The sequence below is a fragment of the Pseudomonas sp. HUK17 genome, from assembly GCF_001566765.1.
Window position 1 is genome coordinate 68815 of sequence record NZ_LSMW01000005.1, and the last position, 26278, is coordinate 95092.

Below are 26278 nucleotides of genomic sequence, written 5' to 3' on the forward strand. Positions count from 1 at the left end.
TAGCCCAACAGTGTACGCCGCTCTCGCCCTCGGCGTTCGCAGCGCCTGGGTGCTGTGAGACAATCGCCCCTTTCCGAACTCTGCTCAGGAACCACCGCATGAAGTTCCGCCTGCGTCCGCTGATCTGCGCCACCGCCTTCGCCCTGCTCGCCGCCTGCAGCAGCTCGCCCACCACGAGCAGCCTCGGGGCATTGCCTCAGCCCAGCCAGGCCAGCATCGAGCAACTGCTGAACCAGGCCGGCTCCAGTCAGTCCGAGCAGGCCAATCTGCTGCGTCTGACCGCCGCGGACAAGGCCTATGCCCAGCAGAACGCCCGCGAAGCGCGGCAGATCCTGGGCTCCATCAATCTGGAAGGCTTGAAGCCGGCGCAGCAGATGTTCGCCCAGACCTTGCTGGCCCAGCTCGATCTGCTCGACAAGCAGCCGGCCCAGGCGCTCAAGCGTTTCGACCATCCCAGCTTCGCCCAACTGGGCGAATTGCCGGCTCAGCAGCAGATCCGCAGCGGCCTGACCAAGGCCGAGGCCCAGGCCGCCAATGGCCAGCCGCTCGCCGCCGCCCAGGAGCGCATCTTCCTGGGGCCGCTGCTCGAAGGCGATGCCGCCCACGACAACCGCGAGCAGATCTGGCAGCTGGTGACCAGCCTGTCGGATGCGCAACTGCGCCAGAGCGTGAAGGATGCCGATCTCAATGGCTGGCTGGCCCTGGCCGCCATCACCCGCGGCAACCTGGCGCTGGACCAGCAATTGTCGGCCATCGAGGAATGGCAGCAGCAGCACCCCGGCCATCCCGCCGCGCGCAATCTGCCCGATGACCTGGAACGCCTGAAGACCCTAGCGCGCGAGCCACTCAATCGCGTCGCCCTGCTGCTGCCCCTGCAGGGCCAGCTCGCCGGCGTCTCCCGCGCGCTGCAGGACGGCTTCATGGCCGCCCGTTACGAGGCCCTGGCTGCGGGCCAGACCGCCCCGGCCGTGACCGTCTACGACAGTACCCAGATGGGCTCGCTGGACGCCTTCTACCGCCAGGCCCAGGCCGCCGGCATCCAGCTGGTGGTCGGCCCGTTGGAAAAGAATCTGGTCAAGCAGCTGAGCGATCGCCCGCAATTGCCGCTCAACACCCTGGCGCTGAACTATGGCGACAGCCAGGGCGCCCAGCCGCCGCAGCTCTTCCAGTTCGGCCTGGCCGCCGAGGACGAGGCCCGTGAAGCCGCCCGCCGTGCCTGGGCCGATGGCAAGCGCAGCGCCGGTGCCATGGTGCCCCAGGGCGACTGGGGTACCCGCGTGCTGGCCGCCTTCCAGAACGAGTGGCAGCAGTTGGGTGGTCGCCTGGTCGCCGCCGAGCGCATCGGCCAGCCGGTCGAGATCGCCAACCGCATCACCAGCCTCCTGCAGATGCGCCAGGGCATGGACTTCATCTTCCTCGCCTCGACGCCGGCGCAGGCCCGCCAGATCAAGCCGATCCTGGTCTACCAGAACGCCCGCGATCTGCCGGTGTACGCCACCTCCAACCTCAACAGCGGGGTCAACGAACCCGGCGTCAACCAGGATCTCAACGGCATCCTGTTCTGCGAAACGCCTTGGCTGCTGGACCCGAGCAATCCGCTGCGCGCCAAGATCACCGCCCAGTGGCCCCAGGCCGGCACCAGCATCGGTCGCCTCTATGCCATGGGCGCCGATGCCTACCTGCTGGCGCTGCACCTGCAGCAGCTCAAGGCCCTGCCCAACTCCGAGCTGCCCGGCCTGTCCGGCAATCTGAGCGTGGCGCCCGATCAGCGTGTAATGCGTCACCTGCCCTGGGCGGAATTCCGCAACGGCGTGGCCCAGCCGCTGCCAGCCAACAATGCACCGCTGCCCACCACCAGCGTGCCGGCCTCGCTCAGCACGCCGTGAAGCAGGCCCCGCACCTCCAGCGCGGCAAGCAAGGCGAGGACCGTGCGCTGCAGTTCCTGCAGACGCACGGTCTGCGCCTGATCGCCCGTAACTGGCGCTGGCGTGGCGGTGAGCTCGATCTGGTCATGCTCGACGGCGATACAGTAGTATTCGTCGAGGTACGCGCCCGCAGGCACACCGCCTGGGGCGGCGCCGCGGAAAGCATAGATGCCCGCAAGCGGCAGCGACTGGTCAACAGCGCCGCCCTCTTTCTGCAATCCGAAGCGCGCTGGGCCAAGCGGCCCTGTCGTTTCGACGTGATCGCGATCGGCCCCGGGGCCGACGCATCCCCTCAGGCACTCGAATGGATCAAACAGGCCTTCGAGGCCTGAGGCCCTCCACAGCACAGGTCAAAGATATCGCGATGGACACCCACGCCCGCATCCAGAAACTCTTCCGGGACAGCATCGAAACCAAGCGTCAGGCCATGGAAGTCCTGATTCCGCATATCGATCTGGCCAGCCAGGTCATGGTCGCGGCCCTGCTCAACGAAGGCAAGATTCTCACCTGTGGCAATGGCGGTTCCGCCGGCGACGCCCAGCATTTCTCCTCGGAACTGCTGAATCGCTTCGAGCGCGAGCGGCCCAGCCTGCCGGCCCTGGCCTTGACCACCGACACCTCGACGCTGACTTCCATCGCCAACGACTACAGCTACAACGAGGTGTTCTCCAAGCAGATCCGCGCTCTCGGTCAGCCCGGCGACATCCTCCTGGCCATCTCCACCAGCGGCAACTCGGCCAACGTGATCCAGGCGATCCAGGCCGCTCACGACCGCGAGATGACCGTGGTCGCGCTCACCGGCCGCGATGGCGGCGGCATGGCCTCGCTGCTGCTGCCCGAGGACGTCGAGATCCGCGTACCCGCCAAGGTCACCGCCCGCATCCAGGAAGTGCACCTGCTGGTGATCCACTGCCTGTGCGACCAGATCGATCAGCAACTGTTTGGAAGCGAAGAATGAAGAAGGCTCCTCTGCTCGCCATCCTGGCGCTGTCCTTTGCGGTCGCCGGCTGCAGCAACGTGGTCACCGCCAGCCGCGACAAGCCCATCGACGACAACCGCGGCACCCGTACCCTGGGCAGCACCGTCGACGACGCCCTGATCGAGACCAAGGCCGCGGTCAACATCTCCAAGGCCAATGCCGACCTGGCCAGCTCGCACATCGTGGTGGTGAGCTACAACGGCGTGGTACTGATCGCCGGCCAGACACCGCGCGCCGATCTCAAGGCCCAGGCCGAACAGGCGGTGCGCAGCGTGCAACGGGTCAAGACGGTGCACAACGAACTGCAGGTGACCGGTAACTCCTCGCTGCTGGCGCGTAGTAACGATTCCTGGCTGACCACCCGCATCAAGACCCAGATGTTCGCCGACCAGGACATCCCAGGCTCGCGCATCAAGGTGGTCACGGAAAACGGCATCGTCTATCTCCTGGGCCTGGTGACCCAGCAGGAAGCCGCCCATGCCGTGCAGCTGATCCAGAGCGTCTCGGGTGTGCAGCGCATCGTCAAGCTGTTCGAATACATCAACTGATCCCTATTCGCCGCCCAACAAAAAGCCCCGCAATGCGGGGCTTTTTGTTGGGCGGCGTGCCTTAGGCGGCCTGCCACTCGCTTTCGGCTTCGTCGCGGGTCTTGGACAGGCGTACCTGGCTGCCTTCCACGGACTGGACCCAGCTCAGCGGAATGTAGTGATGCTTGCCATCGGCGTCCTGATCGCGCTTGGTCAGCTTGATGCGATCGGCGCCCTCCATGTGGTCGACGGTGCCCACGTGCTGGCCGTCCGAACCGACAACTTCCGCATGCTCTTTGATCTGGGTTGCATCTACCATGGTGGTTCTCCGGCAGGTTAAGAAAAAGGAGGCGCCTCTCTGAGTGCCTGCAGGATAGGAGGCGTGAGCAGCCGTCTGGGTTCGGCCTGTGCCGACGAAAGGCCATCATTGAGGTCAGAAGCCCGAGAACGGCGAAGAGGATCCACCGATGAGCGACGAGCCAAGCAAGCTGACCCGTTCCAAGGAACGCTGGGCCCAGGAAGGCCGCTTCCTCACCGGCCAGGGCGCACGCCCGGACAGCGAACGCCTGCCGCCCGGCCAGCATCGGGTCAGCAACTGGCCGGTCCTGGATCTAGGGGTACGCCCGGAAGTCAGCCAGGAACGCTGGCAACTGGCGGTGACCGGCGCGGTCGGCAAGACGCTGCGCTGGAACTGGGAGACCTTCGCGGCGCGGGCGACCACCCAGGCCATCAGCGACATGCACTGCGTCACCACCTGGTCACGCTATGACAATCACTGGATCGGCCTGCCGGTAAGCGAACTGCTGGACGAGGTACAGCCGCGGGACGAAGCGACCCATGTGCTCCTGCACAGCTACGACGGCTACATCACCAACCTGCCGCTGGCCGATTTCGCCGCACCTGGCGCCATGCTGGTGCACAGCTGGGAAGGCCAGCCGCTGACCGCCGAGCACGGGGGCCCGGTGCGGGCGCTGATCCCGCACCTCTATCTGTGGAAGAGCGCCAAGTGGCTCAGGCGTATCGACTTCCGGGTCGGCGACACGCCTGGCTTCTGGGAGATGCGCGGCTATCACGACCGGGGCGACCCCTGGCAGGAGCAGCGCTACTCCGACGACGACGCCTGAGGCTCTCTCAGCGTGCGGCGGGGGCCAACTGCAGCTCCACCGGATCGCCGGGGTTGAGACTGCGGATACGGAATTCGTCGCGGGTGAGACCGAGGATTTCCGTGGGATAGGTGATGCCTTCCTCGATCAGATTCAGGCCCTTCTCGGTGCGCGTCCAGCGGCCCAGGGAGGGCTGGCTGCTCGGCGAGGCCATCACCAGGGTGCCATCGCTGAGAAAGACATAGAGCATTCCCGGCTCGATGCTGTTGCTGGTCTTGATCTGCCAGACCTTGTTGACGAAGCCTTCCTGGGCACTGCCCTGCTTGTCGCCACCGCCCTGCCCGTAGCCGATCAGCCCGGCCACGACACAGAGCGCGCCTATCACCAGCACCACCACGCGCCAGTAACGACGCGCCTTGTCTTGCAAACTCATGTCACTCCTTGGGTGTTCTTGAGGCTGGCCAGGTAGGTGCCCAACGGCGGGCGCTCCTGGAAATAGCCATGCAGTCCGGCAAAGATCGAATCGGCCAGCTGCTTCTGGTGGCGACTGTCGAGCAAGCGCCGGCAGTCGCGATCATTGGAAATGAAGCCCGTCTCGACCAGGATTGAGGGGATGTCCGGCGATTTGAGCACAGCGAAGCCCGCCTGCTCCACCCGTTTCTGGTGCAGGTTGGTGATGTTCGCCAATTGCCCCAGCACCTTGTGGCCCAGGTCCAGGCTCGAGGAGATGGTGGCGTTCATCGACATGTCCAGCAGCACGCCGGCCAGCATGGGATCGCGGCCCTTGAGAATCTCGTTGGCACCGATCAGGTCGACGTTGTTCTCGCTGTCGGCCAGGAAGCGCGCCGTGGTGGAGGTCGCGCCTCGCTCCGACAGGGCATAGACCGAGGCCCCATAGGCCGTACGTCGCGGTGCGGCATCGGCGTGCACCGAGACGAACATGTCGGCGTTGTAGCTGCGGGCGACCTCGACCCGCTTGCGCAGCGGCACGAAGAAGTCGTCGTTGCGCACCAGCTTGGCCTTGAAGCCCTTCTGCAGGTTGATGCGCCGCGCCAGATTCTGCGCCACGATCAGGGCGATGTCCTTTTCCCGATCACCGCGGGCGCTCAGCGCACCGGGATCCTTGCCACCATGCCCGGCATCGACCACCACCATGATGTCGCGCCCCGTGGCCAGGCCCTTGCCACGCTTGACCTCCAGCGGCGGCTCGGCGTCGACCGGCTTGCGTGCGGCCACTGCCGGCGTCCCGGCGCGCTTGAGATCGAGCACCAGGCGGTTGGACGCGCCCTCGCCCGGGCCGAGGATGAAGCTCTCCATCTCCACCGGATGGGCCAGCTCCAGCACCACCCGGGTGTCCTGGGCGCCATAGCGGGCGCTGCGCACGGCGCGCACCGGCGACCCCTGCAGGGCGAGGTGGTTGAGCACCGCGGGCGCCTGGGTATCGGCGAGATCGAGAATGATGCGATCCGGCGCCACCAGGGTAAAGGTCTTGTAGCGCACCGGTCCGGTGAGATCGAAGACCAGGCGGAGCTTCTCAGCGTCCTGCCAGGCCCGGGCACCCTTGAGTTGCTGCCGGGCGGCAAACGCCGGCAACCCGACGGGCAAAGTCATGCCAGCCAGGATCAGATTGAGCAGACGACGGCGATTCATGGGGTCCTCGCGAGAAACGAGAAACGGCTAGGAAGTTACAACATAACGCTAAAGATCGCCTGCCGACTGGCCCCTGTCAACTGCCATTCGGACAAAATATTCCTTAGAAAACGAGGGCATAGCGTTCGTTTGCAGAATCAGCTTTAGATACAGTCACTTGCCGCTCTCGCGAGCCGACCGTCAAAGGCGCGAACGGCGAGAAGTGCGACGGAGAGCGAATTTATCGGCGCCGTCATCGTCGAAGTGTCAGGCACTTCCGCCTTTGAAGGGATCACACCATGAACAAGAAGATTGCAGTCGCGACCGCCCTGCTGGCCGGCACCGTGCTGGCGGGCTGTTCCTCGGTCAAGAACACCGCCGACTACACCGTGGGTCGCGTGGAATTTCGCGAGCAGCCGCTGGTGAAGCAGGTGGAAAAGGGGATGGCCAAGGCTGACGTCCTGCGTATCGGCGGCACCCCGTCGAGCACCTACACCCGCAAGTATCGTCCGGGTACCTGCAACAACTATGTGCTCAACAAGGACGGCAAGGAGCAGGTCTATTCGATCGGCTTCGACAGCATGAACCGCGTCGACAGCAAGGACTTCGAGACCTGCGAAAGCGCCGACCGCGCCTGATCGGGGATCTGACCGGCCAGCCAGGCCGGGTGTCCTGACGGACGCTGGCGGCGTCTGATGGACAGGATCGGCGAGCGGCAGCACCCTAAGCCCTCGCCATCCATGAACGTTGCGCCGACGTCCTGCACTGCGGATCGACGCAGGCACGGCCAGCGCCGCCAGGCTCTACCCATCGTTCCAAGGAATTCAGGCATGTCCAGACGTCACCTCATACTCACAGCTGCGGTGCTTTCCCTGACTGGCTGCGGTGGCTATGACTACAGTTGCGATGCGGCCAAGACCGCCGAACTGGTTCGTCAGCAATACGCCCAGACCATCAACGAGATCTATGCGGACGACATCGCCGCTGGCCAGCCCGCGCTGGAGGCCAACCAGATCTCGCTGGTCGACATCAAGACCCAGGAAGAACCCTCAGACAGTGGCGAAGCAGGCTTCTATACCTGCAATGCGACCGTCGAGGCCACCTGGCCCAAGGCCGCTCTCGAACGCCTGGCTCCGGCCGCCGCTCAATTGGCCAGCGTGGGTGCCATCCTCGAAAACGGCCACCTGCGCCATGCGCTCAGCTACGAGTCCTCGCTGGAAGGCAGCGACAAGCAGCGCGTCGACATCACCCTGCCCGAAGCCGTGGACCTGAGTCTCAAGACCCTGGCCGGCCAGGAACCGATGGACGAATACCTGGAAGACGCTCCCGACGGCGAACAGGAAGCGCCCTGATCCACCGGCGCCCGCGCTGCTGTGCAGTGCTGGCGCCCGGGTGTATGATCCGGATTCCCCTCCGCCAGCATCCTCCGGCGGGTTCGTGAGCCCCGGCACCCCTGTGGAGATCCCGCATGGCGTCGTTGCCCTCCGGCCCGGCAATCGTCACTTCGCGTTTGCACCGTGCCTCGTCCGCGCTCACGATGACCAGAACCGTGACCTAGAAAGCCGCCTCGGAGAGACGCTTCATGCCTGACTATCGCTCGAAAACCTCCACCCAGGGCCGCAACATGGCGGGCGCCCGAGCGCTCTGGCGCGCCACCGGGATGAAGGACGAAGACTTCAAGAAACCCATCATCGCCATCGCCAACTCCTTTACCCAGTTCGTGCCGGGCCATGTCCATCTCAAGGACTTGGGCCAGCTGGTCGCCCGCGAGATCGAGAAGGCTGGCGGCGTGGCCAAGGAATTCAACACCATCGCCGTGGACGACGGCATCGCCATGGGCCACGACGGCATGCTCTATTCGCTGCCGAGTCGCGAGATCATCGCCGACGCCGTGGAGTACATGGTCAATGCCCACTGCGCCGACGCCCTGGTGTGCATCTCCAACTGCGACAAGATCACCCCCGGCATGCTGATGGCCGCTCTGCGCCTGAACATCCCGGTGGTGTTCGTCTCCGGCGGTCCCATGGAAGCCGGCAAGACCAAGCTGGCCAGCCACGGCCTGGACCTGGTCGACGCCATGGTCATCGCCGCCGACAGCTCGGCCAGCGACGAGAAGGTCGCCGAATACGAACGCAGCGCCTGCCCCACCTGTGGCAGCTGCTCGGGCATGTTCACCGCCAACTCCATGAACTGCCTGGTCGAGGCCCTCGGCCTGGCCCTGCCCGGCAATGGCTCGACCCTGGCTACCCACGCTGACCGCAAGGAACTGTTCCTGCAGGCCGGCCGCACCATCGTCGACCTCTGCCGTCGCTACTATCAGGAAAACGACGAGTCGGCGCTGCCGCGCAACATCGCCTGCCATGCGGCCTTCGAGAACGCCATGACCCTGGACATCGCCATGGGCGGCTCGACCAACACCATCCTGCACCTGCTGGCCGCCGCCCAGGAAGCCGAGGTGGACTTCGATCTGCGCGACATCGATGCCCTGTCGCGCAAGGTGCCGCAGCTGTGCAAAGTGGCGCCGAACATCCAGAAGTACCACATGGAAGACGTGCATCGCGCCGGGGGCATCTTCAGCATCCTGGGCGAACTGGCCCGTGGCGGTCTGCTGCACACCAACCTGCCCACCGTGCACAGCCGGACCCTGGGCGAAGCCATCGAGCAGTGGGACATCACCCTGACCCAGGACGAGGCGGTGAAGACCTTCTTCCGCGCCGGTCCCGCCGGCATCCCGACCCAGGAAGCCTTCAGCCAGGCGACTCGCTACGACACCCTGGACGATGACCGCGCCGAGGGCTGCATCCGCAGTGTCGCGCACGCCTATTCCCAGGAAGGTGGTCTGGCCGTGCTCTACGGCAACATCGCCCTGGACGGCTGCGTGGTGAAGACCGCCGGCGTGGATGAATCCATCCATGTGTTCGAGGGCAATGCCAAGGTCTTCGAGAGCCAGGACGCCGCGGTGCGCGGCATCCTCGCCGACGAGGTCAAGGCCGGCGACATCGTCATCATCCGCTACGAAGGGCCCAAGGGCGGTCCGGGCATGCAGGAGATGCTCTACCCCACCAGCTACCTGAAGTCCAAGGGCCTGGGCAAGCAGTGCGCCCTGCTCACCGACGGTCGCTTCTCCGGTGGCACCTCGGGCCTGTCCATCGGCCACGCCTCTCCGGAAGCTGCAGCCGGTGGTGCCATCGGCCTGGTGCGGGATGGCGACAAGGTGCTCATCGACATTCCCCAGCGCAGCATCAACCTGCTGGTGAGCGACGAAGAGCTGTCCCACCGCCGCATCGAGCAGGACAAGCTGGGCTGGAAGCCGGCACAACCCCGTGCCCGCCGCGTGACCACGGCGCTCAAGGCCTATGCGCTGCTGGCCACCAGCGCCGACAAGGGCGGCGTGCGCGACAAGGCGCTGCTGGGCTGACCGTTACTGCGAGGCGATGGCAGCTGCCGTCGCCTCGCAGCACTGCTCCATCACTCCCCTCTACTCTCCACGCTCTATTTCACCCCTCTAGCTACGCTCTCTCCTCGCCACTCCGCCTGCCCCTGCCTTCCTTACAGCCTCCGCGCGGGTAACCCCCATTCCAGAGGGGTTCCACAGTTGCTTGGCTTGCTAATTTTGTAGAAGCGCAACCTGTGATTCAGCTCACACCTCGCGATTAGCGAGCCGCTAGGCCGTTGAGTGATCAAAGGCTACCCTCCGTCTGCCGCTGAATTGATTCAGCGATAAGTTTGTAGTCAGGTTGAGCCCCAATGGTCACACCTATGCTGATCTTCCGCTGGAGCACGGCGGGTCAGGTGTAGGCCAGGCACGCGTCACACAACAACAATAAACAGGGAACATAAATGAATAAGAAAAAGGCTATGCCCTTGGCCAGGGTTTCGGTCGCCTCCTTGATGAGCACCCTCCTGCTGATTCCTTCGGCACACGCCCTGGAAACGATCGGGTACTTCCGTACCGGGCTCGGCGATTCCTCCGGTTCCGATTCCATGCGCTGCTTCAAGCTGCAGGGCGCGCAGTCCAAGTACCGCCTGGGCAACGAGTGCGAACAGTACGGCGAACTGGCACTCAAGCAGGACGTCCTGACCCTCAACGACGGCTCGGCAGTCGGCGTATACGGCATGGGCAGCTTCTTCAACCGCTACGACCGCACCCCGACCTTCAACGGGGACAATGGCGAGATCCGTGCCGTCCAGGCCTATGCCTACTGGAACAACATCGCCGCGCTGAACGGCGGTAATCTCTGGGCCGGCCGCCGTTACTACAAGCGGAACGACATCCACATCTCCGACTTCTTCTACTGGAACCAGAGCGCCACCGGCGGCGGTATCGAGGACGTCAACATCGGCGGTCTCAAGTACAGCCTGGCCTTCTCGCGCAAGGACAACCAGAACCAGAAGGACTTCCAGAACCGCCTCGACTTCAACGTCGCCGGTTTCAACACCAACCCCAATGGCTCGCTGGAGATCGGCGTCAGCTACCTGGACAAACCCACCAACCAGCCCAACGCCAACAGTGGTGTAGCCGTGACGCTGCAGCACAAGCAGGCCAACTTCATGGGCTGGGGCGGCGTGAACACCTTTGCCGTACAGCGCGGCCAGGGCCCGGGCACGGCGCTGGGCAGCACCGGCGATCCGACCCTGAGCAGCGCCGACGTCTCCTATCGCGTCGTCGACTTCTTCGACTGGCAGATCAGCCGCTACTGGGGTGGCCAGATCGCCGCGGTCTACCAGAAGGACGAACGTCCCAACGGCAATGACCTGCGCTGGACCTCGCTGGGTGGCCGTCTGGTGTACGGCATCACCGACCAATTCAAGTTCTCCACCGAACTGGGCCATGATCAGGTGCAGGCTCCCGGCGGCACCCGCAAGCTGACCAAGCTGACCCTGGCGCCTACCTGGTCGCCCAAGGGCCCGGAATTCAAGACCCGTCCCGAATTCCGCCTGTTCTACACCTATGCCGCCTGGAACCGGGCAGCTCAACAAGCGGCCGACGACTTCGACGCCGGCTCCGCGCTGTCGAGCACCGGCACCTTCGGCAACGATCTGCACGGCTCCAACATCGGCTTCCAGATCGAGCAATGGTGGTAACAGCTTCACCGCGACCGGCGTGCTGCCGGTCGCGTTCCTGTCTCCCAACCTGAGCGCACAACAATGAAAAGAACCGTCTCCCTCGCGTCCTTCGCTGGTTGCCTGTTGGCTGCCGCCCTCGCCAGCGGCACCGCCCAGGCAGCACCCGTTTCCGCCTGCCTCATCACCAAGACCGATACCAATCCCTTCTTCGTGAAGATGAAGGAAGGCGCCAGCGCCAAGGCCAAGGAGCTGGGGATGACGCTCAAGGCCTATGCCGGCAAGATCGACGGCGACAGCGAAAGCCAGGTCGCCGCCATCGAGACCTGCATCGCCGACGGTGCCAAGGGCATCCTCATCACCGCGTCGGACACCAAGGGCATCGTGCCCAACCTGCAGAAGGCGCGTGAGGCCGGCCTGCTGGTGATCGCCCTGGACACCCCGCTGGATCCGGTGAGCGCGGCCGACATGACCTTCGCCACCGACAACCTCCTGGCCGGCAAGCTGATCGGCCAGTGGGCGCGGGAGACCCTGGGTGACAAGGCCAAGGACGCCCGGGTGGCCTTTCTCGACCTGAACGCCTCCCAGCCCTCGGTGGACGTCCTGCGCGACCAGGGCTTCATGCTCGGTTTCGGCATCGATCCCAAGGATCAGAGCCGCATCGGCGACGAGACCGATCCACGCATCGTCGGCCACGACGTGACCAACGGCAACGAGGAAGGCGGCCGCGCAGCGATGGAAAACCTGCTGCAGAAGGACCCGACCATCAACGTGGTGCACACCATCAACGAACCGGCCGCCGCCGGCGCCTACGAGGCGCTCAAGGCCGTGGGTCGCGAGAAGGACGTGCTGATCGTCTCCATCGACGGCGGCTGCCCGGGCGTGCACAACGTCGCCGACGGCGTCATCGGCGCCACCTCCCAGCAGTACCCGCTGCAGATGGCCGCGCTGGGCATCGAGGCGATCAAGACCTTTGCCGACAGCGGCAAGAAGCCCACGCCCACCGAAGGCAAGAGCTTCGTCGACACCGGCGTGAAACTGGTGACGGACAAGCCGGTGCCCGGCATCCAGTCCATCGACAGCAAGACCGCCCTGCAGAAATGCTGGGGCTGATGGCCCCTCGTCTACGCTAGAGCAGACCGATCGCCCCGCCAGCCGCGCCGGCGCGGGCGATCGCCTCTCGGCCGCTTTCCCGCTCTCAGGAGATTGCCATGAGCGATCCGACCTCGCCCTCCTCGTCCGGCCAGCCCTTCGAACAGGTGCTCAAGCACAGCGCCACGGAAGTCGCCTCCTTCGCCCGTGACGAGCGCAGCCCACTCGTCAAATTCCGTCACTTCCTGCATTCGCGCCCCTCGGCGGTCTCGCTGCTGGTGCTGCTGCTGTCGCTGGGTATCTTTGGCGCCCTGCTGGGCGGCAAGTTCTTTTCCGCCTTCGCCCTCACCCTGATCCTGCAACAGGTCGCCATCACCGGCATCGTCGGCGCGGCCCAGACCCTGGTGGTGGTCACCGCCGGCATCGACCTTTCGGTAGGCGCCATCATGGTGCTGTCCTCGGTGGTCATGGGCCAGTTCACCTTTCGCTACGGCCTGCCGGTGGAGTTGGCGATCCTCTGCGGCCTGGTGGTGGGCACCCTGTGCGGCATGGCCAACGGCTGGCTGATCGCCCGCATCAAGCTGCCGCCCTTCATCGTCACCCTGGGCATGTGGCAGATCGTGCTCGCGGCCAACTTCCTCTATTCGCGCAACGAGACCATCCGCGCCCAGGAAATCGGCGCGACCGCGCCGCTGCTGCAGGTGTTCGGCGACAATTTCCGCCTGGGGGGCGCGGTCTTCACCTACGGCGTGATCGCCCTGGTGGTGCTGGTCGCCCTGCTCTGGTACGTGCTCAACCACACCGCCTGGGGGCGTCATCTCTATGCCGTAGGCGACGATCCCGAGGCCGCGGCGCTGGCCGGGGTCAACGTCCGCCGCATGCTGATCACCGTGTACGGCCTGTCGGGGCTCATCTGCGCCTTCGCCGGCTGGGTGCTGATCGGCCGCATCGGCTCGGTCTCGCCCACCGCCGGCCAGTTCGCCAACATCGAGTCCATCACCGCCGTGGTGATCGGCGGCATCTCGCTGTTCGGCGGCCGTGGCTCCATCCTCGGCATGCTGTTTGGCGCCCTGATCGTCGGCGTCTTCGCCCTCGGCCTGCGGCTGCTGGGCACCGACGTGCAATGGACCTATCTGCTGATCGGCACGCTCATCATCGCGGCCGTGGCTATCGACCAATGGATCAGAAAGGCGGCCAGCTGATGACTACCGAACCCCTGCTGATGGCGCGCGGCCTAGTGAAGCGCTATGGCCGCGTTACCGCCCTCGACCACGCCGACTTCGACCTGCTGCCCGGCGAGATCCTCGCCGTGATCGGCGACAACGGCGCCGGCAAGTCCTCCTTGATCAAGGCCATCTCCGGTGCCCTGCGCCCGGACGAGGGCGAGATCCGCTTCGAGGGCCAGCCAGTGCAGTTCGCCTCGCCCATCGCCGCGCGGCGCGCCGGCATCGAGACGGTCTACCAGAACCTGGCGCTGTCGCCGGCGCTGTCCATCGCCGATAACCTCTTTCTCGGTCGCGAACTGCGCAAGCCGGGGCTGCTGGGCACCCTCTGCCGGACCCTGGACCGCAAGGAAATGGAGCGCATCGCCCGGGAAAAACTCTCCGAGCTAGGGTTGATGACTATCCAGAACATCAACCAGGCGGTGGAAACCCTGTCCGGTGGCCAGCGCCAGGGCGTCGCCGTGGCCCGGGCGGCGGCCTTCGGTTCCAAGGTGATCATCCTCGACGAACCCACCGCGGCGCTGGGGGTGAAGGAGTCGCGCAAGGTGCTGGAGCTGATCCTCGACGTGCGGGCCCGCGGCATCGCCATCGTGCTGATCTCCCACAACATGCCCCATGTGTTCGAGATCGCCGATCGCATCCACATCCACCGGCTGGGTCGCCGGTTGACGGTGATCGATCCGCGCGAGCATTCCATGGCCGACGCCGTGGCCCTGATGACCGGTGCCCAGACGGTGGCCGCCTAGTCGACTTCGACTGACCAGGCACCCTCCCGGGTCTTCCAGCCGGCAGTCGCCTTGGAAGACCCGGGTGGGGCCGCCTACCCAGAAGCGGATCGTCGCTTCTGCGACGAAAATCTGACCGAACGCTCAAGTTATCGCGCACTTGCACCGATAAAGCCTGAACAATTATTTCGGAGCTACACAACGTGCCTGCCTTGTCGTTGAAACAGAAACTCTCGTTGTCTGCCACCGCGGCCGTGCTAGTGGTGGGTGTAGGTCTGACGACAATCAACTTCTTCAACACCCGTGCGGCCCTCGAAGCCTCCACGATCGAACAGCTGAAGACCGTCAGCTTCGTCTTCAACGGCGGTGTCCGCCAGTGGTTCGACGGCAAGGCCGCAGCGTTGCGCGCCCTGGCGGCGGACACCCAGGAGACGAACCTTCCGGCTGCTCTCAATCAGGTCAAGCGTTCCGGCGGCTTCGACAACGTCTTCTATGCCCGCGGCGATGGCAGCCAGGTCAATGCCAATGGCGTCCAGCTGCCGCCGGACAACAACGATCCGCGCCAATGGCTGTGGTACCAGCAGGCGCAGCAGAATCCCGGCAAGGTGTTCTTCTCCATACCCACGGTGGCGGCGGCGACCAAGCAGAACGTGCTGTCCCTGGGCTGGGCGTTGCAGTCCGGTGGCAAGACCAGCGCCATCCTCGGCGCCGACGTCAGCATCGGCGACATCCTCGATCAGCTCAAGCGGGTGCAGCTGCCGGGTGCCGGTAGCGCCGTACTGGTCAACGGCCAGAACATCGTGCTGGGGCATGAAAACACCGCCCTGTTGGCCAAACCGCTCACCGAGCTCTATCCCCAGCTCACCGCGGACACCCTCCAGCGGCTGGCCCAGGCGCCCGGCGAGCGCTATGTCGAGACCGCCGCCGGCCAGCGGCTCTATGCCGCGCCCATGAATCGCGACGGCGAGACCCTGGTGATGGTGGTCGACAGTGGCGTCCTGCTGGCACCGCTACAGCGGCAACTCTGGATCAGCATCGTCATCCTGGCCGTGGTGCTGGGGGGCTCGCTGCTGCTCATCAACCTGCTGTGCAGCTATCTGCTGCGGCCGCTGGGTGTGGTCTCGAACGGTCTGCAGGTGATCGCCGACGGCCAAGGCGACCTGACCCGGCGCATTGCCGTACAGAGCAACGATGAAGTCGGCGGCCTGGCCGGCCACTTCAACCAGTTCGTGGCCAGCCTGCACGGCCTGATCGGTGGCGTGCGCCAGCATGCCCAGAGCGTGGACGCCGAATCGCAAAAGGTCCTGCAGCGCAGCGCCGCGGCTACCCAGGAGCTGGGACGTCTGCAGCAGGAGATCACCCTGGTGGCCACCGCCGTGACGGAGATGTCCTCGGCCACCCAGGAGATCGCCCGCAATGCCGAGCAGACCGCCGCGGCCATTCGCCAGTCCTCCGATAGCACCGCCCAGGGTCTGACGCTGGTGCAGACCAGCAAGGAATCCATCAACAGCCTGGCCCGGGAAGTCGACGACGCCACCCGGGTGATCGGCGAGCTGGATCACCACTCCCAGGCCATCGCCAAGGTGCTGGACAGCATCCAGAGCATCGCCGAGCAGACCAACCTGCTGGCGCTCAACGCGGCCATCGAGGCGGCCCGCGCCGGCGAACATGGTCGCGGCTTCGCGGTGGTCGCTGACGAGGTGCGGACGCTGTCGCAGCGGACCCAGGCCTCGACCCGGGAGATCAACGAGACCATCGGCACCCTGCAGCAGATGACCCGCCAGGCGGTGCAGCGCATGGACAGCAGCATGGCCATCGCCGAGCGCAGCGTCGCCGACGTGGAACGCGCCTCCAGCGCCCTGGAAGAGATCGCCCAGAGCGCCGGCGTCATCTCCGAAATGTCCCTGCAGATCGCCACGGCGGCCGAGGAGCAGACCTCGGTCACCGAGGAGATCACCCGCAACGTCATCACCATCAAGGGCCTCGGCGACACCCTGGCCAGCGGCGCCGAGGATTCGGAACGTCAGTCGCGCTCCCTGCAGCATCACGCCGCCGATCTCAATCGCGACGTGGCCCGCTTCATCCTGTAAGACGCAAGGCATAGCCGCCGCCCCCCAGGTCGGCGGCTTTCTCCAGGCCGAAGACCCTGCGCCACGGGGCGGGCATCCGGTAAGATCGACGCTTTTTCCGCGACGACTCCGCCATGTCCCAGCCTTCCCGCTCCGAACTGCTCTACGGTCCCCAGGACCGACCGCGCCCGCTGATCGCCCTGCTCGCCGCCATCCAGCACCTGCTGGCGATCATCGTGCCCATCGTCACCCCCGGTCTGCTGATCTGCCAGGCCCTCGGCGTCTCGCCGCGCGACACCAACCTGATCGTGTCCATGTCGCTGGTGATCTCGGGGATCGCCACCTTCGTCCAGTGTCGCCGCTTCGGGCCCTTCGGTGCCGGGTTGCTGATCGTCCAGGGCACCAGCTTCAACTTCGTCGGCCCGCTGATCGCCGGTGGCGCGCTGATGGTCAAGAACGGCACCCCGGTGGAAGCCGTGATGGCGGCCATCTTCGGCGTGGTCATGGCCGGTTCCTTCGTCGAGATGGGGGTGTCGCGGGTGCTGCCCTTCGTCAAGCGCCTCATCACCCCGCTGGTGACCGGCATCGTGGTGCTGATGATCGGCCTGACGCTGATCAAGGTCGGCCTGATCAGCATGGGCGGCGGCTTCGCGGCGCTGGGCAACGGTACCTTCGCCAATGGCGAGAACCTGCTGCTGTCGGGCACCGTGCTGGCCACCATCGTGGTGCTCAATCGCCTGCCGCTCCGTGGCCTGCGCAGCAGCGCCATCGTCGTCGCCCTGCTGCTGGGCTATGCCCTGGCGGCCTGGCTGGGCCGGCTGAATTTCACTGGCATGCACGAGGCCGCCTGGGTGCAGATCCCCATGCCACTGCACTTCGGCCTGGGCTTTTCCTGGTCGCTGTTCGTGCCCCTGCTGGTGATCTATCTGGTGACCTCGCTGGAGGCCATCGGCGACATCACCGCCACCAGCAAGGTCTCCCGCGAACCGGTGGAAGGTCCGCTGTGGATGCAGCGGATCAAGGGTGGCGTCTTGGTCAACGGCGCCAACTCGCTGCTGGCCGGGCTCTTCAACACCTTTCCCAGTTCGGTGTTCGCCCAGAACAACGGAGTGATCCAGTTGACCGGCATCGCCAGTCGCCATGTCGGCCTGTGGATCGCCGCCATCCTGGTCCTGCTGGGGCTGTTCCCAGCGGTGGCCGGGGTGATCCAGGCGGTGCCCGAGCCGGTGCTCGGCGGCGCGGCCATGGTGATGTTCGGCGCGGTCGCCGCCTCGGGGATCAACATCCTCGCCAGCGTCGAACTGGACAGACGCGCGCTGCTGATCATCGCCGTGTCCCTGGCCCTGGGCCTGGGCATTTCCCAGGTGCCGGAATTTCTCGCCCATATGCCTGCGGGCCTGAGAGCGGTGCTGGAATCCGGCGTCGCCACCGGCGGCCTGTGCGCCCTGCTGATGAACTGGTTCCTGCCGGAGACGCCCAAAGCCGCTGGCTAGACCGATTTTTCATCCGCGGGCTGAAGTTCCACGCGGGGGTGCCGATAGCCTGGGCAAGTCACCTGTGGACTCGCCACGATCGTCGTTTCGATCGTGAGCGACCCACCCAGCAGAGCGCCCATGATCAGCCCGGATGTTCCTGTCGTTAAGGTCCCGCTGCGCGAATATGCTGCCTTGGCGCGCGCCATGGGCGCCACCGTCTTTGCCCAGAACCTCGAGAAGCAGCCGGGCGAACTGGTCGGCTGGCGCTTTCCCAAGGGCTGCTTCGTGCAGAAGGCGTACTTCCAGATGCTGCTGGGCCGCCAGCCGGAAACGCTCTAGGGGTTACCGTCCAGCGCCGCGAGAAAGCGCTGCGCCTCGGCCAGTTCGGTCTCGTTGAAGACGGCGACCCCGGCGCGCTTCAGCGCCGCCGCAGTGACGCCCTCACCGGCTACCCGGGTGCCGCTGAAGCGGCCATCGTAGTTTTCCACATTGCCGCACGAGGGACTGCGGGCCTTGAGCACCGCCACGCGGATGCCATGGCGCGCGATCAGTTCGAGGGCGACCATGGCACCGGCGACAAAGGCGGCGCTGACGTCCTCTCCTGTCTCGGTCATGACTGGTAGCCGACCGTCCAGCACCGCCCCGCCCTGGCCGCCGGGGATCTCCGCGGGCGGACGCGGCGTGGGCAGGCCACCGGCCACCTCCGGGCAGAGGGGCACGATGCGCCCTTCCGCCTGCCAGACGCCCAGCAGATCGAAGGGGCCATGGGCACCGCCGTCATAGCGCACCCGATGCCCCAGCAGGCAGCGACTCACCAGTATCTTTTCCATGCACCCTCCCGGTCCGCCGCCAGTCTACGCCCTGGGCTTTGTCTGAAAAGTGCCTGCGCTCGGCCATGCTGCGTTAAAAATCCGCTGGGTCGCCAGCCCGGCCTAGGCGGCCCCGTCGCAATGCTCATTTACCACTCGTAAACTCGAGCGCGAGTCCGATCCGTATCCTCACGGATTTTTGCCTTGCCTAGCCTTCGCTCGGCGACTTTTCAGACAAGCCCTAAGCCTGCAGCGGATTCTCGCCACGGCGGCGGAACCAGCCGGTCAGCGACAGCCGTTCGCGAGTGGCCGGCAGCACCTCGTGGGGCAACTGGCCGGAGAGAAAGCACACCAGGCTGCCCCCCAGGGGCAGGACATCCTGCTGGCGCTGCTCATCCAGATAAAGGCGCAGCTCGCCGCCCTGCTCCGGCAACCAGGCGTCGTTGAGATAGAGCACCAGGGAGACCATGCGCCGGTCGTCGTCGCGGAAGCGATCCAGATGCCGGGCATAGAAGGCACCGGGCGGATAGAGGGCGAAGTGGCTCTCGTAGTCTTCCAGGCCCAGGAACAGGGTGCGGTTGAAGGCCTCGCGCAGGGTATCCATCAGGTGCAGGTAGCGCTGCACGCCCGGATGGGCATCGTCCGGTTCCAACCAGGCGATGTGATCGCCACGCACGCCCTCACGGATCAGCGGGCTGTCGCCACGGCCGATGCCGGCGCGCTCCAGTTCGCCGCGGGCATGGCGCAGCCGGCATTCGGCGGCCAGCTCGGCGGTGAGGTCCGGCGGCAGGAAGATGCTCTGCCGCGACCAGCCATGGCTGGCGAGATCGTCGACGATACGTTGCAGCAGGGGATGCTCGGGGTGCAGAGCCATCGCGGGAACCGTAGGAACCGGACCAGGCCGGCGGGATGCCGAGTGTAAGAGAAGTCGGCCACGGCTGCGCGCCTGCCTTGACCAGGCGACGAATGCCCGGGATGAGCGCCTCGACAGCCAGCCTGGGGTTGCCGACAATGGCGGACTTTCCGGCTCCGTGCCGCTGCCCGAGGTGTCCATGCGCGTTCTGTTCGCTTCCCTGCTTTTCGCCATCAGCCTGCCCGCCCTGGCCGACGATACGGTCAGCCTCTATCAGGCCGCAGGTTGGCCCGAGCAGCGCGGCCACTTCCGCGACGCCCTGCAGGCCGCCCAGCAGCGCTATCAGAACAGCCTGCCGCCGGCGCTCTACCAGAGCCTGGTGGACAACAGCAACAAGCGTTATACCGCCGCGGCCATCGACCAGCGGGCCCTGGCCGCGCTGCGCCAGAGTCTGCCCGCCGAAGGCCCCGCACTGCAGTTCTTCCAGTCGCCCGTCGGGCGCAAGGTGGTCGCCGCGGAAATCGCCGCCACCCGCAGCGATCAGCTGGCCAAGCATGCCAACGGCGTCCCCCAGGTGCAGGCCAGCCCGGCCCGGCGCGCCCAGGCCAAGCGCCTGGCCACTGCCCTGCCCGTGCGTGAAGCCGGCGCCGAGGTCAGCGTGGCCCTGGCGGGCCTCGCCGCCGACAGCCTGAGCTCGATGCTGCCGGGCCTGATGGGGCAGCAGCAGTCCGGCGGCATGATCGAGCAGCAGCGCCAGCGTTTCATCCAGCAGATGAATGCCGGTGACCTGGAGAACACCCTGCTCTATGTCTACCGCACTCTGAACGACAACGAACTCGGTCAGTTCGCCGACTTCGCCAGTTCGCCCAACGGCAGTGCCTACTACCGGGCCGCCGTGGCCGCGCTGCGCGCCGGTCTGGGCAGCGGCGGGCAGTAAGACGGCTCAGGCGAGACGCTCGTCCAGCCAGCGAAAGTAGCGCTGGCGCAGGGCCTCGGTCTCGTTGACCAGATGGTGCCGCGCCTCCGGCAGGCGCAAGACCTCGGGCCGGGTGAACTTGGCCTCCAGCACCCCCAGGTTGTGCCGCCAGTCGACGGTGAAATCCTGCTCGCCCTGGATCACCAGCGGGCTACGGGTACTGGCCGGCGCCCCTTCCAGTTGCGGAATCCAACGCGCCAGGGCGCCGACCCATAGGGCCGGCAGTTCCCTGGGCTGCAGGCTGTCCTGCTGCAGAAAATCGAGAAAGGCCGGATCGCCGGAATTCACCGAAAAGCGCCGCGGCAGGGCCCGCACGAAGGGCTTCACCAGCCGATAGGTCCACAGGCTCTGGCGCCAGGCGTGGGGCCTGACCAGAGGCGCCAGCAAGATCGTCTCGCCCAGCTCGGGGGCAGGCTCGCCGCGCAGCAGATAGTCCAGCAGGATGGCGCCGCCGGTGCTCTGGCCCAGCAGGTGCCAGGGCCGGGGCAGGTCCAGGCGCCGGGCCTCGGCGATCAGCGCCGTCAGGGCGGTCTGGTATTCGGCGAAGTCGTTGATGCTGGCGCGGGCGCCACTGGACAACCCATGCCCAGGCAGGTCGCAGGCCAGCACCGCCAGCTGCCGCGACAGGGCCCAGTCCACCACATGGCCATAGAGGCCCATGTGATCGTAGTAGCCGTGCAGCATCAGCAGGCTGCCCCGCGGCTCGCGCGGCCACCAGCCCTGGATGGCGAGCTGATAGCCACCGGCCGCGAGCGCGCCCAAGGCCACCGTCACCTCGGGTCGCGTCCGGCTGTCCGCCAGGCGGTAATGGGCGCGATAACCCAGGTGGTCGTCAGCCGCGGGCAGGTCGCGGTGCAGGGGCACCAGGGTCCCGCGCAGTCGGTCTAGATCGAAGGAAGAGATCATGGGTCGGTTCAAGGTGAAGTTGCCACCATGATCAGCGTCCAGACCGCCACGGGACAAGGGGCCGTCAACAGACTTTTCCAATTGTTTCAAAATGCGCAACTCTCCCCTGCGCAAAGGTGTCTGAATATTTCACTGCCTAGGCAGTATTCTGGATGCGCTTGATTGCCTGGGCAGATACTGCAATGTCACATTTCGACCGTAGCAACTTTCCATTGCGCAACTCCGTAGGTCATCTGATCCACCTGGCGAACCAATACAAGGATCGCGTGCTGGACAGCCACCTGGCGCCTTACGACATCACCGCTGCCCAGTTCAAGGTGCTGCTGCTGCTCGCTCGCGACCAGACCGACACCCCGGCCGAACTCAGCCGCTGCCTGTCCCTCGACAGCGGCGCCATGACCCGCATGCTCGATCGCCTGGAAGCCAAGGGCCTGCTGCGCCGGGTGCGCAGCCTGAGCGATCGCCGCCAGGTGCGGCTGGAGTTGACCGCCCAGGGTCAGGCCCTGAGCAGTGAACTCATGCAGATCGGCGTGGATGCCCTCAATGACCTCACCCACTGCCTGGATCGCCAGGAGCTGGATGACCTCGAACGCCTGCTGCGCCGCCTGCTCAGCCCCTCCGGCCTGCTGCCGGAGACCTCTGGAGACCTCTGACCCATGACCTTTCGCCTGCCGTTGACCGCCCTCTGCGCCGCCCTGCTGCTGGCCGGCTGCGTGTCGTCCGAAGGGCTGAACACCCAGGGGCACGCCGTGGATCCGGCCACCCTCAAGGGCGACGCCACCTTTGCCGGCGATCGCCTCTCCCCTGTCCAGTGGCCGAGCGCCGACTGGTGGACGCGGCTGGGCGATCCGCAGCTCGACAACCTGATCCGCGAGGCCCTGCGCGACAGCCCTTCGCTGCAGGAAGCCGATGCGCGCAGCCGCCAAGCCGATGCCGCGGTGCTCGCCGCCGATGCCAATCGCTATCCACAGATCGACGCCAATGCGGGCGTGACCCGCTCGCGTCTGGCGCGGCCAGACGATCCGGTCGGCCAGGGTGACCGTTACAGCACCTTGCGCCAACTCAATGTGAGCGGCAGCTACAGCTTCGACCTCTGGGGTGGCCAGCGCGCCGCCTGGGAGGCCGCACTCGGTCGCGCCCGCGCCGGTGAAGTGGATCGCCAGGCCGCACGCCTGACACTGGCCGCCGACGTCAGCCGCGCCTACAACCAGCTGGGTCTGGCCTATGCCAATATGGACGTGGCTCAGCAGGACCTGGAGCGTACCCGTGGCATGCTCGACCTGGCCCAGCGCCGGGTGGACGCCGGCCTCGACAGCGACTACCAGCTGCAGCAGACCCAGAGCCTGGAGGCCAGCGCGGCGGCGTCCCATACCGCAGCTGAACAGCAGGTGCGAACGGCCCAGATCCGTCTCGCCGTGCTGTTGGGCAAGGGGCCAGACCGTGGCGCCGAGATTCCACGGCCCAAGCTGATCGCCCCCGCCGCGGTGAACCTGCCTGCCCAGTTGCCGGTCGAGCTGGCCGGGCGTCGTCCGGACCTGATCGCCGCCCGCTGGCGGGTGGAGGCCGCGAGCAAGGACATCGTCGCCAGCAAGACCAACTTCTATCCCAACCTGGACCTGACGGTGGCCGCCGGCAGCAAGGCCATCCTCGGCGACGCCTTGCTCGGCGGTCCGGCGCGCTTTTTCAACGTCGGCCCGGCGCTGTCGCTGCCGATCTTCGATGCCGGTCGTCGCCGCGCCGATCTCGCCAGCCGCGATGCCGACTATGACCTCGCGGTGGCCCAGTACAACCGGACCCTGGTGCAGGCACTGGGCGACATCGCCGACGCCATCACCCGCCAGCGCTCGCTGGACCAGCAGATCGTCGAGCAGCAACGGGCACGGGACATCGCCAAGAGCTCCTTCGACATCGCCATGCAGCGCTATGGCGCCGGCATCGGCAACTACCTCGATGCCCTGACCGTGGAGCAGCAACTGCTGCAGACCGAACGTCAGCTGGCCAGCCTCCAGGCCGACCGCGTCGACAGCGGCGTGCTGCTGATGCAGGCCCTGGGTGGCGGCTTCCAACCGTCCAAACTGCCGCCGGCGCCCGCCGCCGCGGCCACACACTGATACCGAGAGCCCGACCATGGCCGATTCCGCCGCAACCCCCAACGACAATGCCCAGGAGCAGAAGCCGCAGCGCTCCGGCAAACGCAAATTCCTCCTGCTGCTCCTGCTGCTGATGGTGATCCTGGCCGGCGTGGGTGTCTACTGCTACCACCTGTTCTATGGCCGCTTCCATGCCGATACCGACGATGCCTACGTCAACGGCAACCTGGTGCAGATCACGCCCCAGGTCGTCGGCACCGTGACCCGCATCGCCGTGGATGATGGCGACTACGTCCGCCAAGGCCAGCCGCTGGTGGAATTCGATCCCAGCGACACCGCCGTCGCCCAGCAGAGCGCCGAGGCCAACCTGGCCAAGACCGTGCGCCAGGTGCGCGGCCTGTACAGCAACGTCGACAGCTACAAGGCCCAGGTGGCCGCCCGGCGCGTCGAGGTCGAACGGGCCCGCGCCGACTACGCCCGCCGCCAGCAACTGGCCAAGGGCGGCGCCATCTCCAAGGAAGAACTGGCCCACGCCCGCGACACCCTGGTGTCGGCGCAGAGCTCCCTGACCTCCGCCCAGCAGCAACTGGACACCAACCAGGCACTGGTGGACGACACCGAGATCGCCTCGCACCCGGACGTCAAGGCCGCCGCCGCCCAGCTGCGCCAGGCCTACCTCAACCATGCCCGCAGCACCCTGGTGGCGCCGGTCAGCGGCTATGTCGCCAAGCGCTCGGTACAGGTCGGCAGCCGCGTGCAACCCGGCGCGGCCTTGATGGCCGTGGTGCCGCTGGACCAGATCTGGATCGATGCCAACTTCAAGGAAACCCAGCTCGCCGAGATGCGCATCGGCCAGCCGGTGGAGATCCACTCCGACCTCTATGGCGACGACGTGCGCTATCGCGGCGTGGTGGAAAGCCTGGGCGTGGGCACCGGCAGCGCCTTCTCGCTCCTGCCGGCGCAGAACGCCACCGGTAACTGGATCAAGATCGTCCAGCGACTGCCAGTGCGTATCCGCCTGGAAGGCGACAACCTGGACAAGCATCCGCTGCGCATCGGCCTGTCGACCGTCGTCGATGTCGACCTGCACGACCAGGACGGCGCCCGCCTGCCCACCACCACGCCGCAGCAGCCGCGCTACAGCACCGATGTCTACGATCACCAGCTGGCCGAGGCCGATCAGCTGATCCAGCAGATCGTCCACAACAACGGTCCGGCCGCCCGCGCCGCCGGTGTCGCCAAGCGCTGACAGCCAAGGAGGCTCCCAGCGAGCCTCCCCGTCCACCCCTTCTGGTAATCCGTCATGAGCGATAACGCCTTTCGCCCGGCGAGCCTGCTGCTCGCTACGGTGGGCCTGTCCCTGGCCACCTTCATGCAGGTGCTCGACACCACCATCGCCAACGTCGCCCTGACCACCATTTCCGGCAACCTCGGGGTGAGTTCGGAACAGGGCACCTGGGTCATCACCGCCTTTGCCGTGAGCAACGCCATCGCCCTGCCGCTGACCGGCTGGATGGCGCGCCGCTTCGGTGAGGTGAAGCTGTTCATGGCCGCCGTGGTGCTCTTCGTCATCACCTCGTTCCTGTGCGGCATCGCCACCTCCATGCCGGAGCTGGTGATCTTCCGCGCCATGCAGGGTTTCGTCGCCGGCCCGCTCTACCCCATGGCCCAGACCCTGCTGCTGGCGATCTTTCCGGCGGCCAAGCGCGGCATGGCCCTGGCGCTGCTGGCCATGGTGACGGTGGTGGCGCCCATCATCGGGCCCATCGCCGGCGGCTGGATCACCGACAACTACAGCTGGCCGTGGATCTTCTTCATCAACATTCCCATCGGCATCTTCGCCACCCTGGTGGTCTGGAGCCAGCTGGGCAAGAAGCCGGAAAAGCTGGTGCACCAGCCCATCGACTACGTCGGGCTGATCCTCCTGGTGCTGGGTGTGGGCGTATTGCAGGTGGTGCTGGACAAGGGCAACGACCTGGACTGGTTCGAATCCAACCTGATCTGCCTGGGCGCGGCCTTTTCCGCCGTGGCCCTCACCGCCCTGGTGATCTGGGAGCTGACCGACAAGCATCCCATCGTCAACCTGCGGCTGTTCCGCTATCGCAACTTCAGCTTCGGCACCCTGGCGCTGGTGCTGGGCTATTCGGGCTTCTTCGGCATCAACCTGCTGCTGCCCCAGTGGCTGCAGACCCAGCTCGGCTACACCCCGGTGTGGGCGGGCCTGGCCGCGGCGCCCATCGGCATCCTGCCGGTCATCCTCTCGCCGCTGGTAGGGAAGTTCGCGCACAAGACCGACCTGCGCCTGCTGGCCGGGGGCTCCTTCCTGGTGATCGGGGCCTCGTGCTTCATGCGCGCCACCTTCAACAACGAGGTGGACTATCGCCACATCGCCGAGGTACAGACCTTCATGGGCCTGGGCGTGGCGCTGTTCTTCATGCCCACTACCAGCATCCTGCTGTCCAGCCTCAAGCCGTCGGAGCTGGCGGACGGCGGCGGTCTGGCGACCTTCCTGCGGGTGTTGGGTGGCAGCTTCGCCTCCTCCCTGACCACCTGGTTGTGGCAGCGTCGCGCCATCCATCACCATGCCCAGCTGACCGAGGACGTCACCGTCTACAGCCCGGCCACACAGCATTACCTGGACGCCCTCGGCGGGCCGTCGCAGCAGGCCTATGCCCAGCTGGACAAGGTGGTGGAAGGCCAGGCCTATATGCTCTCCACGGTGGACTACTTCACCCTGCTCGGCTGGATCTTCATGGGGCTGTTCCTGATCATCTGGCTGGCCAAGCCGCCCTTTGCGGCCAAGCCGGGGGCCGGCGGTGGCGACCACTAGGAC

At 66.2% G+C, this 26278-nt stretch carries 26 protein-coding genes and 1 pseudogene; 21 read left to right on the forward strand and 6 right to left on the reverse strand.

The window, feature by feature from the left end; genetic code table 11:
• The first annotated feature begins 98 nt into the window (after nt 1-98).
• The 4 genes from AX284_RS02415 to AX284_RS02430 are packed head-to-tail and all read left to right on the forward strand — an operon-like array spanning nt 99 to nt 3452.
• On the forward strand, nt 99-1886 hold the full coding sequence (locus tag AX284_RS02415) for a penicillin-binding protein activator (RefSeq protein WP_068383389.1): 1788 nt from the start codon (nt 99-101) through the stop codon (nt 1884-1886).
• A complete protein-coding gene (locus tag AX284_RS02420) occupies nt 1883-2257 on the forward strand; it encodes a YraN family protein (RefSeq protein ID WP_017640719.1) in 375 nt (124 codons plus the stop codon). Before AX284_RS02415 ends, AX284_RS02420 begins: the two co-directional genes overlap by 4 nt.
• 32 nt (nt 2258-2289) lie before the next feature.
• Nucleotides 2290-2883, forward strand: a complete 594-nt coding sequence (locus AX284_RS02425; RefSeq protein ID WP_007162067.1) for a phosphoheptose isomerase — start codon at nt 2290-2292, stop codon at nt 2881-2883.
• Nucleotides 2880-3452 carry a BON domain-containing protein gene (locus tag AX284_RS02430; protein ID WP_017640720.1) on the forward strand — a complete coding sequence of 191 codons (573 nt, stop codon included), beginning with the start codon at nt 2880-2882 and terminating at the stop codon, nt 3450-3452. Before AX284_RS02425 ends, AX284_RS02430 begins: the two co-directional genes overlap by 4 nt.
• A gap of 61 nt (nt 3453-3513) precedes the next feature.
• Here the strand turns inward: AX284_RS02430 and AX284_RS02435 are convergent, their stop codons facing one another.
• Entirely contained in the window at nt 3514-3750 is a 237-nt protein-coding gene (locus tag AX284_RS02435) for a DUF2171 domain-containing protein (protein ID WP_017640721.1), read from the reverse strand.
• Between the two features lie 148 nt (nt 3751-3898).
• Between AX284_RS02435 and AX284_RS02440 the strand changes: the two genes are divergently transcribed.
• Nucleotides 3899-4555 carry a sulfite oxidase-like oxidoreductase gene (locus AX284_RS02440; protein ID WP_064307901.1) on the forward strand — a complete coding sequence of 219 codons (657 nt, stop codon included), beginning with the start codon at nt 3899-3901 and terminating at the stop codon, nt 4553-4555.
• Between the two features lie 7 nt (nt 4556-4562).
• Here the strand turns inward: AX284_RS02440 and AX284_RS02445 are convergent, their stop codons facing one another.
• Together AX284_RS02445 and AX284_RS02450 are read right to left on the reverse strand one after the other, a co-directional pair.
• A complete protein-coding gene (locus AX284_RS02445) occupies nt 4563-4967 on the reverse strand; it encodes a hypothetical protein (protein ID WP_017640723.1) in 405 nt (134 codons plus the stop codon).
• Nucleotides 4964-6184 carry an N-acetylmuramoyl-L-alanine amidase gene (locus AX284_RS02450; RefSeq protein ID WP_017640724.1) on the reverse strand — a complete coding sequence of 407 codons (1221 nt, stop codon included), beginning with the start codon at nt 6182-6184 and terminating at the stop codon, nt 4964-4966. Before AX284_RS02450 ends, AX284_RS02445 begins: the two co-directional genes overlap by 4 nt.
• 278 nt (nt 6185-6462) lie before the next feature.
• Here AX284_RS02450 and osmE point away from each other — a divergent pair, with 278 nt between their 5' ends.
• The 11 genes and pseudogenes from osmE (at nt 6463) to AX284_RS02500 (ending at nt 18150) form a co-directional block, all read left to right on the forward strand.
• On the forward strand, nt 6463-6801 hold the full coding sequence (gene osmE, locus AX284_RS02455; protein WP_017640725.1) for an osmotically-inducible lipoprotein OsmE: 339 nt from the start codon (nt 6463-6465) through the stop codon (nt 6799-6801).
• Nucleotides 6802-6993: 192 nt separating this feature from the next.
• Nucleotides 6994-7515, forward strand: coding sequence for a hypothetical protein (locus AX284_RS02460; RefSeq protein ID WP_017640726.1), 522 nt, complete (start codon nt 6994-6996; stop codon nt 7513-7515).
• A 230-nt stretch (nt 7516-7745) separates the two neighbouring features.
• The gene (ilvD, locus tag AX284_RS02465) at nt 7746-9581 is read left to right on the forward strand and encodes a dihydroxy-acid dehydratase (RefSeq protein WP_064307899.1); all 1836 of its coding nucleotides are present in this window, start codon (nt 7746-7748) and stop codon (nt 9579-9581) included.
• A 473-nt stretch (nt 9582-10054) separates the two neighbouring features.
• A complete protein-coding gene (locus tag AX284_RS02470; protein ID WP_231356057.1) occupies nt 10055-11248 on the forward strand; it encodes a maltoporin in 1194 nt (397 codons plus the stop codon).
• A gap of 63 nt (nt 11249-11311) precedes the next feature.
• Nucleotides 11312-12340, forward strand: a complete 1029-nt coding sequence (locus AX284_RS02475; protein ID WP_064307898.1) for a sugar ABC transporter substrate-binding protein — start codon at nt 11312-11314, stop codon at nt 12338-12340.
• A gap of 98 nt (nt 12341-12438) precedes the next feature.
• On the forward strand, nt 12439-13521 hold the full coding sequence (locus AX284_RS02480; RefSeq protein WP_064307897.1) for an ABC transporter permease: 1083 nt from the start codon (nt 12439-12441) through the stop codon (nt 13519-13521).
• A complete protein-coding gene (locus AX284_RS02485; protein ID WP_085984308.1) occupies nt 13521-14288 on the forward strand; it encodes an ATP-binding cassette domain-containing protein in 768 nt (255 codons plus the stop codon). The genes AX284_RS02480 and AX284_RS02485 overlap by 1 nt, the downstream gene beginning before the upstream one ends.
• Nucleotides 14289-14530: 242 nt before the next feature.
• Nucleotides 14531-15499, forward strand: a pseudogene (locus AX284_RS12220) (cache domain-containing protein); the annotation flags it as partial.
• 144 nt (nt 15500-15643) lie between these two features.
• Nucleotides 15644-16357: a methyl-accepting chemotaxis protein gene (locus tag AX284_RS12225; RefSeq protein WP_371099785.1), complete on the forward strand. Its 714-nt coding sequence runs from the start codon at nt 15644-15646 to the stop codon at nt 16355-16357.
• A 113-nt stretch (nt 16358-16470) separates the two neighbouring features.
• A complete protein-coding gene (locus AX284_RS02495; protein WP_064307895.1) occupies nt 16471-17829 on the forward strand; it encodes a nucleobase:cation symporter-2 family protein in 1359 nt (452 codons plus the stop codon).
• A gap of 120 nt (nt 17830-17949) precedes the next feature.
• Nucleotides 17950-18150: a hypothetical protein gene (locus AX284_RS02500; protein ID WP_068383394.1), complete on the forward strand. Its 201-nt coding sequence runs from the start codon at nt 17950-17952 to the stop codon at nt 18148-18150.
• Here the strand turns inward: AX284_RS02500 and AX284_RS02505 are convergent.
• On the reverse strand, nt 18147-18641 hold the full coding sequence (locus AX284_RS02505) for a DUF523 domain-containing protein (protein WP_068383397.1): 495 nt from the start codon (nt 18639-18641) through the stop codon (nt 18147-18149). The two genes, AX284_RS02500 and AX284_RS02505, sit on opposite strands and share 4 nt — an antisense overlap.
• 220 nt (nt 18642-18861) lie before the next feature.
• The gene (locus AX284_RS02510; RefSeq protein ID WP_064307892.1) at nt 18862-19494 is read right to left on the reverse strand and encodes a 2OG-Fe(II) oxygenase; all 633 of its coding nucleotides are present in this window, start codon (nt 19492-19494) and stop codon (nt 18862-18864) included.
• A gap of 178 nt (nt 19495-19672) precedes the next feature.
• Between AX284_RS02510 and AX284_RS02515 the strand changes: the two genes are divergently transcribed.
• The gene (locus AX284_RS02515; RefSeq protein WP_017640739.1) at nt 19673-20410 is read left to right on the forward strand and encodes a DUF2059 domain-containing protein; all 738 of its coding nucleotides are present in this window, start codon (nt 19673-19675) and stop codon (nt 20408-20410) included.
• Nucleotides 20411-20416: 6 nt separating this feature from the next.
• On the opposite strand, the gene AX284_RS02520 is transcribed toward AX284_RS02515, so the two are convergent.
• Nucleotides 20417-21355, reverse strand: coding sequence for an alpha/beta hydrolase (locus tag AX284_RS02520; RefSeq protein ID WP_017640740.1), 939 nt, complete (start codon nt 21353-21355; stop codon nt 20417-20419).
• Between the two features lie 182 nt (nt 21356-21537).
• Between AX284_RS02520 and AX284_RS02525 the strand changes: the two genes are divergently transcribed.
• The 4 genes from AX284_RS02525 to AX284_RS02540 are packed head-to-tail and all read left to right on the forward strand — an operon-like array spanning nt 21538 to nt 26275.
• On the forward strand, nt 21538-22008 hold the full coding sequence (locus AX284_RS02525) for a MarR family transcriptional regulator (RefSeq protein WP_017640741.1): 471 nt from the start codon (nt 21538-21540) through the stop codon (nt 22006-22008).
• A 3-nt stretch (nt 22009-22011) separates the two neighbouring features.
• On the forward strand, nt 22012-23466 hold the full coding sequence (locus AX284_RS02530) for an efflux transporter outer membrane subunit (protein WP_064307891.1): 1455 nt from the start codon (nt 22012-22014) through the stop codon (nt 23464-23466).
• Nucleotides 23467-23482: 16 nt separating this feature from the next.
• A complete protein-coding gene (locus AX284_RS02535; RefSeq protein WP_068383401.1) occupies nt 23483-24694 on the forward strand; it encodes an efflux RND transporter periplasmic adaptor subunit in 1212 nt (403 codons plus the stop codon).
• A gap of 54 nt (nt 24695-24748) precedes the next feature.
• The gene (locus AX284_RS02540) at nt 24749-26275 is read left to right on the forward strand and encodes a DHA2 family efflux MFS transporter permease subunit (RefSeq protein WP_017640744.1); all 1527 of its coding nucleotides are present in this window, start codon (nt 24749-24751) and stop codon (nt 26273-26275) included.
• Nucleotides 26276-26278: the final 3 nt, after the last annotated feature.

What these genes read in the sequence shown, in the direction of transcription:
- AX284_RS02415 (WP_068383389.1), top strand. Translation starts at nt 99, where the DNA reads ATGAAGTTCCGCCTGCGTCCGCTGATCTGCGCCACCGCCTTCGCCCTG.
- AX284_RS02425 (WP_007162067.1), top strand. Translation starts at nt 2,290, where the DNA reads ATGGACACCCACGCCCGCATCCAGAAACTCTTCCGGGACAGCATCGAA.
- AX284_RS02430 (WP_017640720.1), top strand. Translation starts at nt 2,880, where the DNA reads ATGAAGAAGGCTCCTCTGCTCGCCATCCTGGCGCTGTCCTTTGCGGTC.
- AX284_RS02435 (WP_017640721.1), bottom strand. Translation starts at nt 3,750, where the DNA reads ATGGTAGATGCAACCCAGATCAAAGAGCATGCGGAAGTTGTCGGTTCG.
- AX284_RS02440 (WP_064307901.1), top strand. Translation starts at nt 3,899, where the DNA reads ATGAGCGACGAGCCAAGCAAGCTGACCCGTTCCAAGGAACGCTGGGCC.
- AX284_RS02445 (WP_017640723.1), bottom strand. Translation starts at nt 4,967, where the DNA reads ATGAGTTTGCAAGACAAGGCGCGTCGTTACTGGCGCGTGGTGGTGCTG.
- AX284_RS02450 (WP_017640724.1), bottom strand. Translation starts at nt 6,184, where the DNA reads ATGAATCGCCGTCGTCTGCTCAATCTGATCCTGGCTGGCATGACTTTG.
- osmE (WP_017640725.1), top strand. Translation starts at nt 6,463, where the DNA reads ATGAACAAGAAGATTGCAGTCGCGACCGCCCTGCTGGCCGGCACCGTG.
- AX284_RS02460 (WP_017640726.1), top strand. Translation starts at nt 6,994, where the DNA reads ATGTCCAGACGTCACCTCATACTCACAGCTGCGGTGCTTTCCCTGACT.
- ilvD (WP_064307899.1), top strand. Translation starts at nt 7,746, where the DNA reads ATGCCTGACTATCGCTCGAAAACCTCCACCCAGGGCCGCAACATGGCG.
- AX284_RS02470 (WP_231356057.1), top strand. Translation starts at nt 10,055, where the DNA reads ATGAGCACCCTCCTGCTGATTCCTTCGGCACACGCCCTGGAAACGATC.
- AX284_RS02475 (WP_064307898.1), top strand. Translation starts at nt 11,312, where the DNA reads ATGAAAAGAACCGTCTCCCTCGCGTCCTTCGCTGGTTGCCTGTTGGCT.
- AX284_RS02480 (WP_064307897.1), top strand. Translation starts at nt 12,439, where the DNA reads ATGAGCGATCCGACCTCGCCCTCCTCGTCCGGCCAGCCCTTCGAACAG.
- AX284_RS02485 (WP_085984308.1), top strand. Translation starts at nt 13,521, where the DNA reads ATGACTACCGAACCCCTGCTGATGGCGCGCGGCCTAGTGAAGCGCTAT.
- AX284_RS02495 (WP_064307895.1), top strand. Translation starts at nt 16,471, where the DNA reads ATGTCCCAGCCTTCCCGCTCCGAACTGCTCTACGGTCCCCAGGACCGA.
- AX284_RS02500 (WP_068383394.1), top strand. Translation starts at nt 17,950, where the DNA reads ATGATCAGCCCGGATGTTCCTGTCGTTAAGGTCCCGCTGCGCGAATAT.
- AX284_RS02505 (WP_068383397.1), bottom strand. Translation starts at nt 18,641, where the DNA reads ATGGAAAAGATACTGGTGAGTCGCTGCCTGCTGGGGCATCGGGTGCGC.
- AX284_RS02510 (WP_064307892.1), bottom strand. Translation starts at nt 19,494, where the DNA reads ATGGCTCTGCACCCCGAGCATCCCCTGCTGCAACGTATCGTCGACGAT.
- AX284_RS02515 (WP_017640739.1), top strand. Translation starts at nt 19,673, where the DNA reads ATGCGCGTTCTGTTCGCTTCCCTGCTTTTCGCCATCAGCCTGCCCGCC.
- AX284_RS02520 (WP_017640740.1), bottom strand. Translation starts at nt 21,355, where the DNA reads ATGATCTCTTCCTTCGATCTAGACCGACTGCGCGGGACCCTGGTGCCC.
- AX284_RS02525 (WP_017640741.1), top strand. Translation starts at nt 21,538, where the DNA reads ATGTCACATTTCGACCGTAGCAACTTTCCATTGCGCAACTCCGTAGGT.
- AX284_RS02530 (WP_064307891.1), top strand. Translation starts at nt 22,012, where the DNA reads ATGACCTTTCGCCTGCCGTTGACCGCCCTCTGCGCCGCCCTGCTGCTG.
- AX284_RS02535 (WP_068383401.1), top strand. Translation starts at nt 23,483, where the DNA reads ATGGCCGATTCCGCCGCAACCCCCAACGACAATGCCCAGGAGCAGAAG.
- AX284_RS02540 (WP_017640744.1), top strand. Translation starts at nt 24,749, where the DNA reads ATGAGCGATAACGCCTTTCGCCCGGCGAGCCTGCTGCTCGCTACGGTG.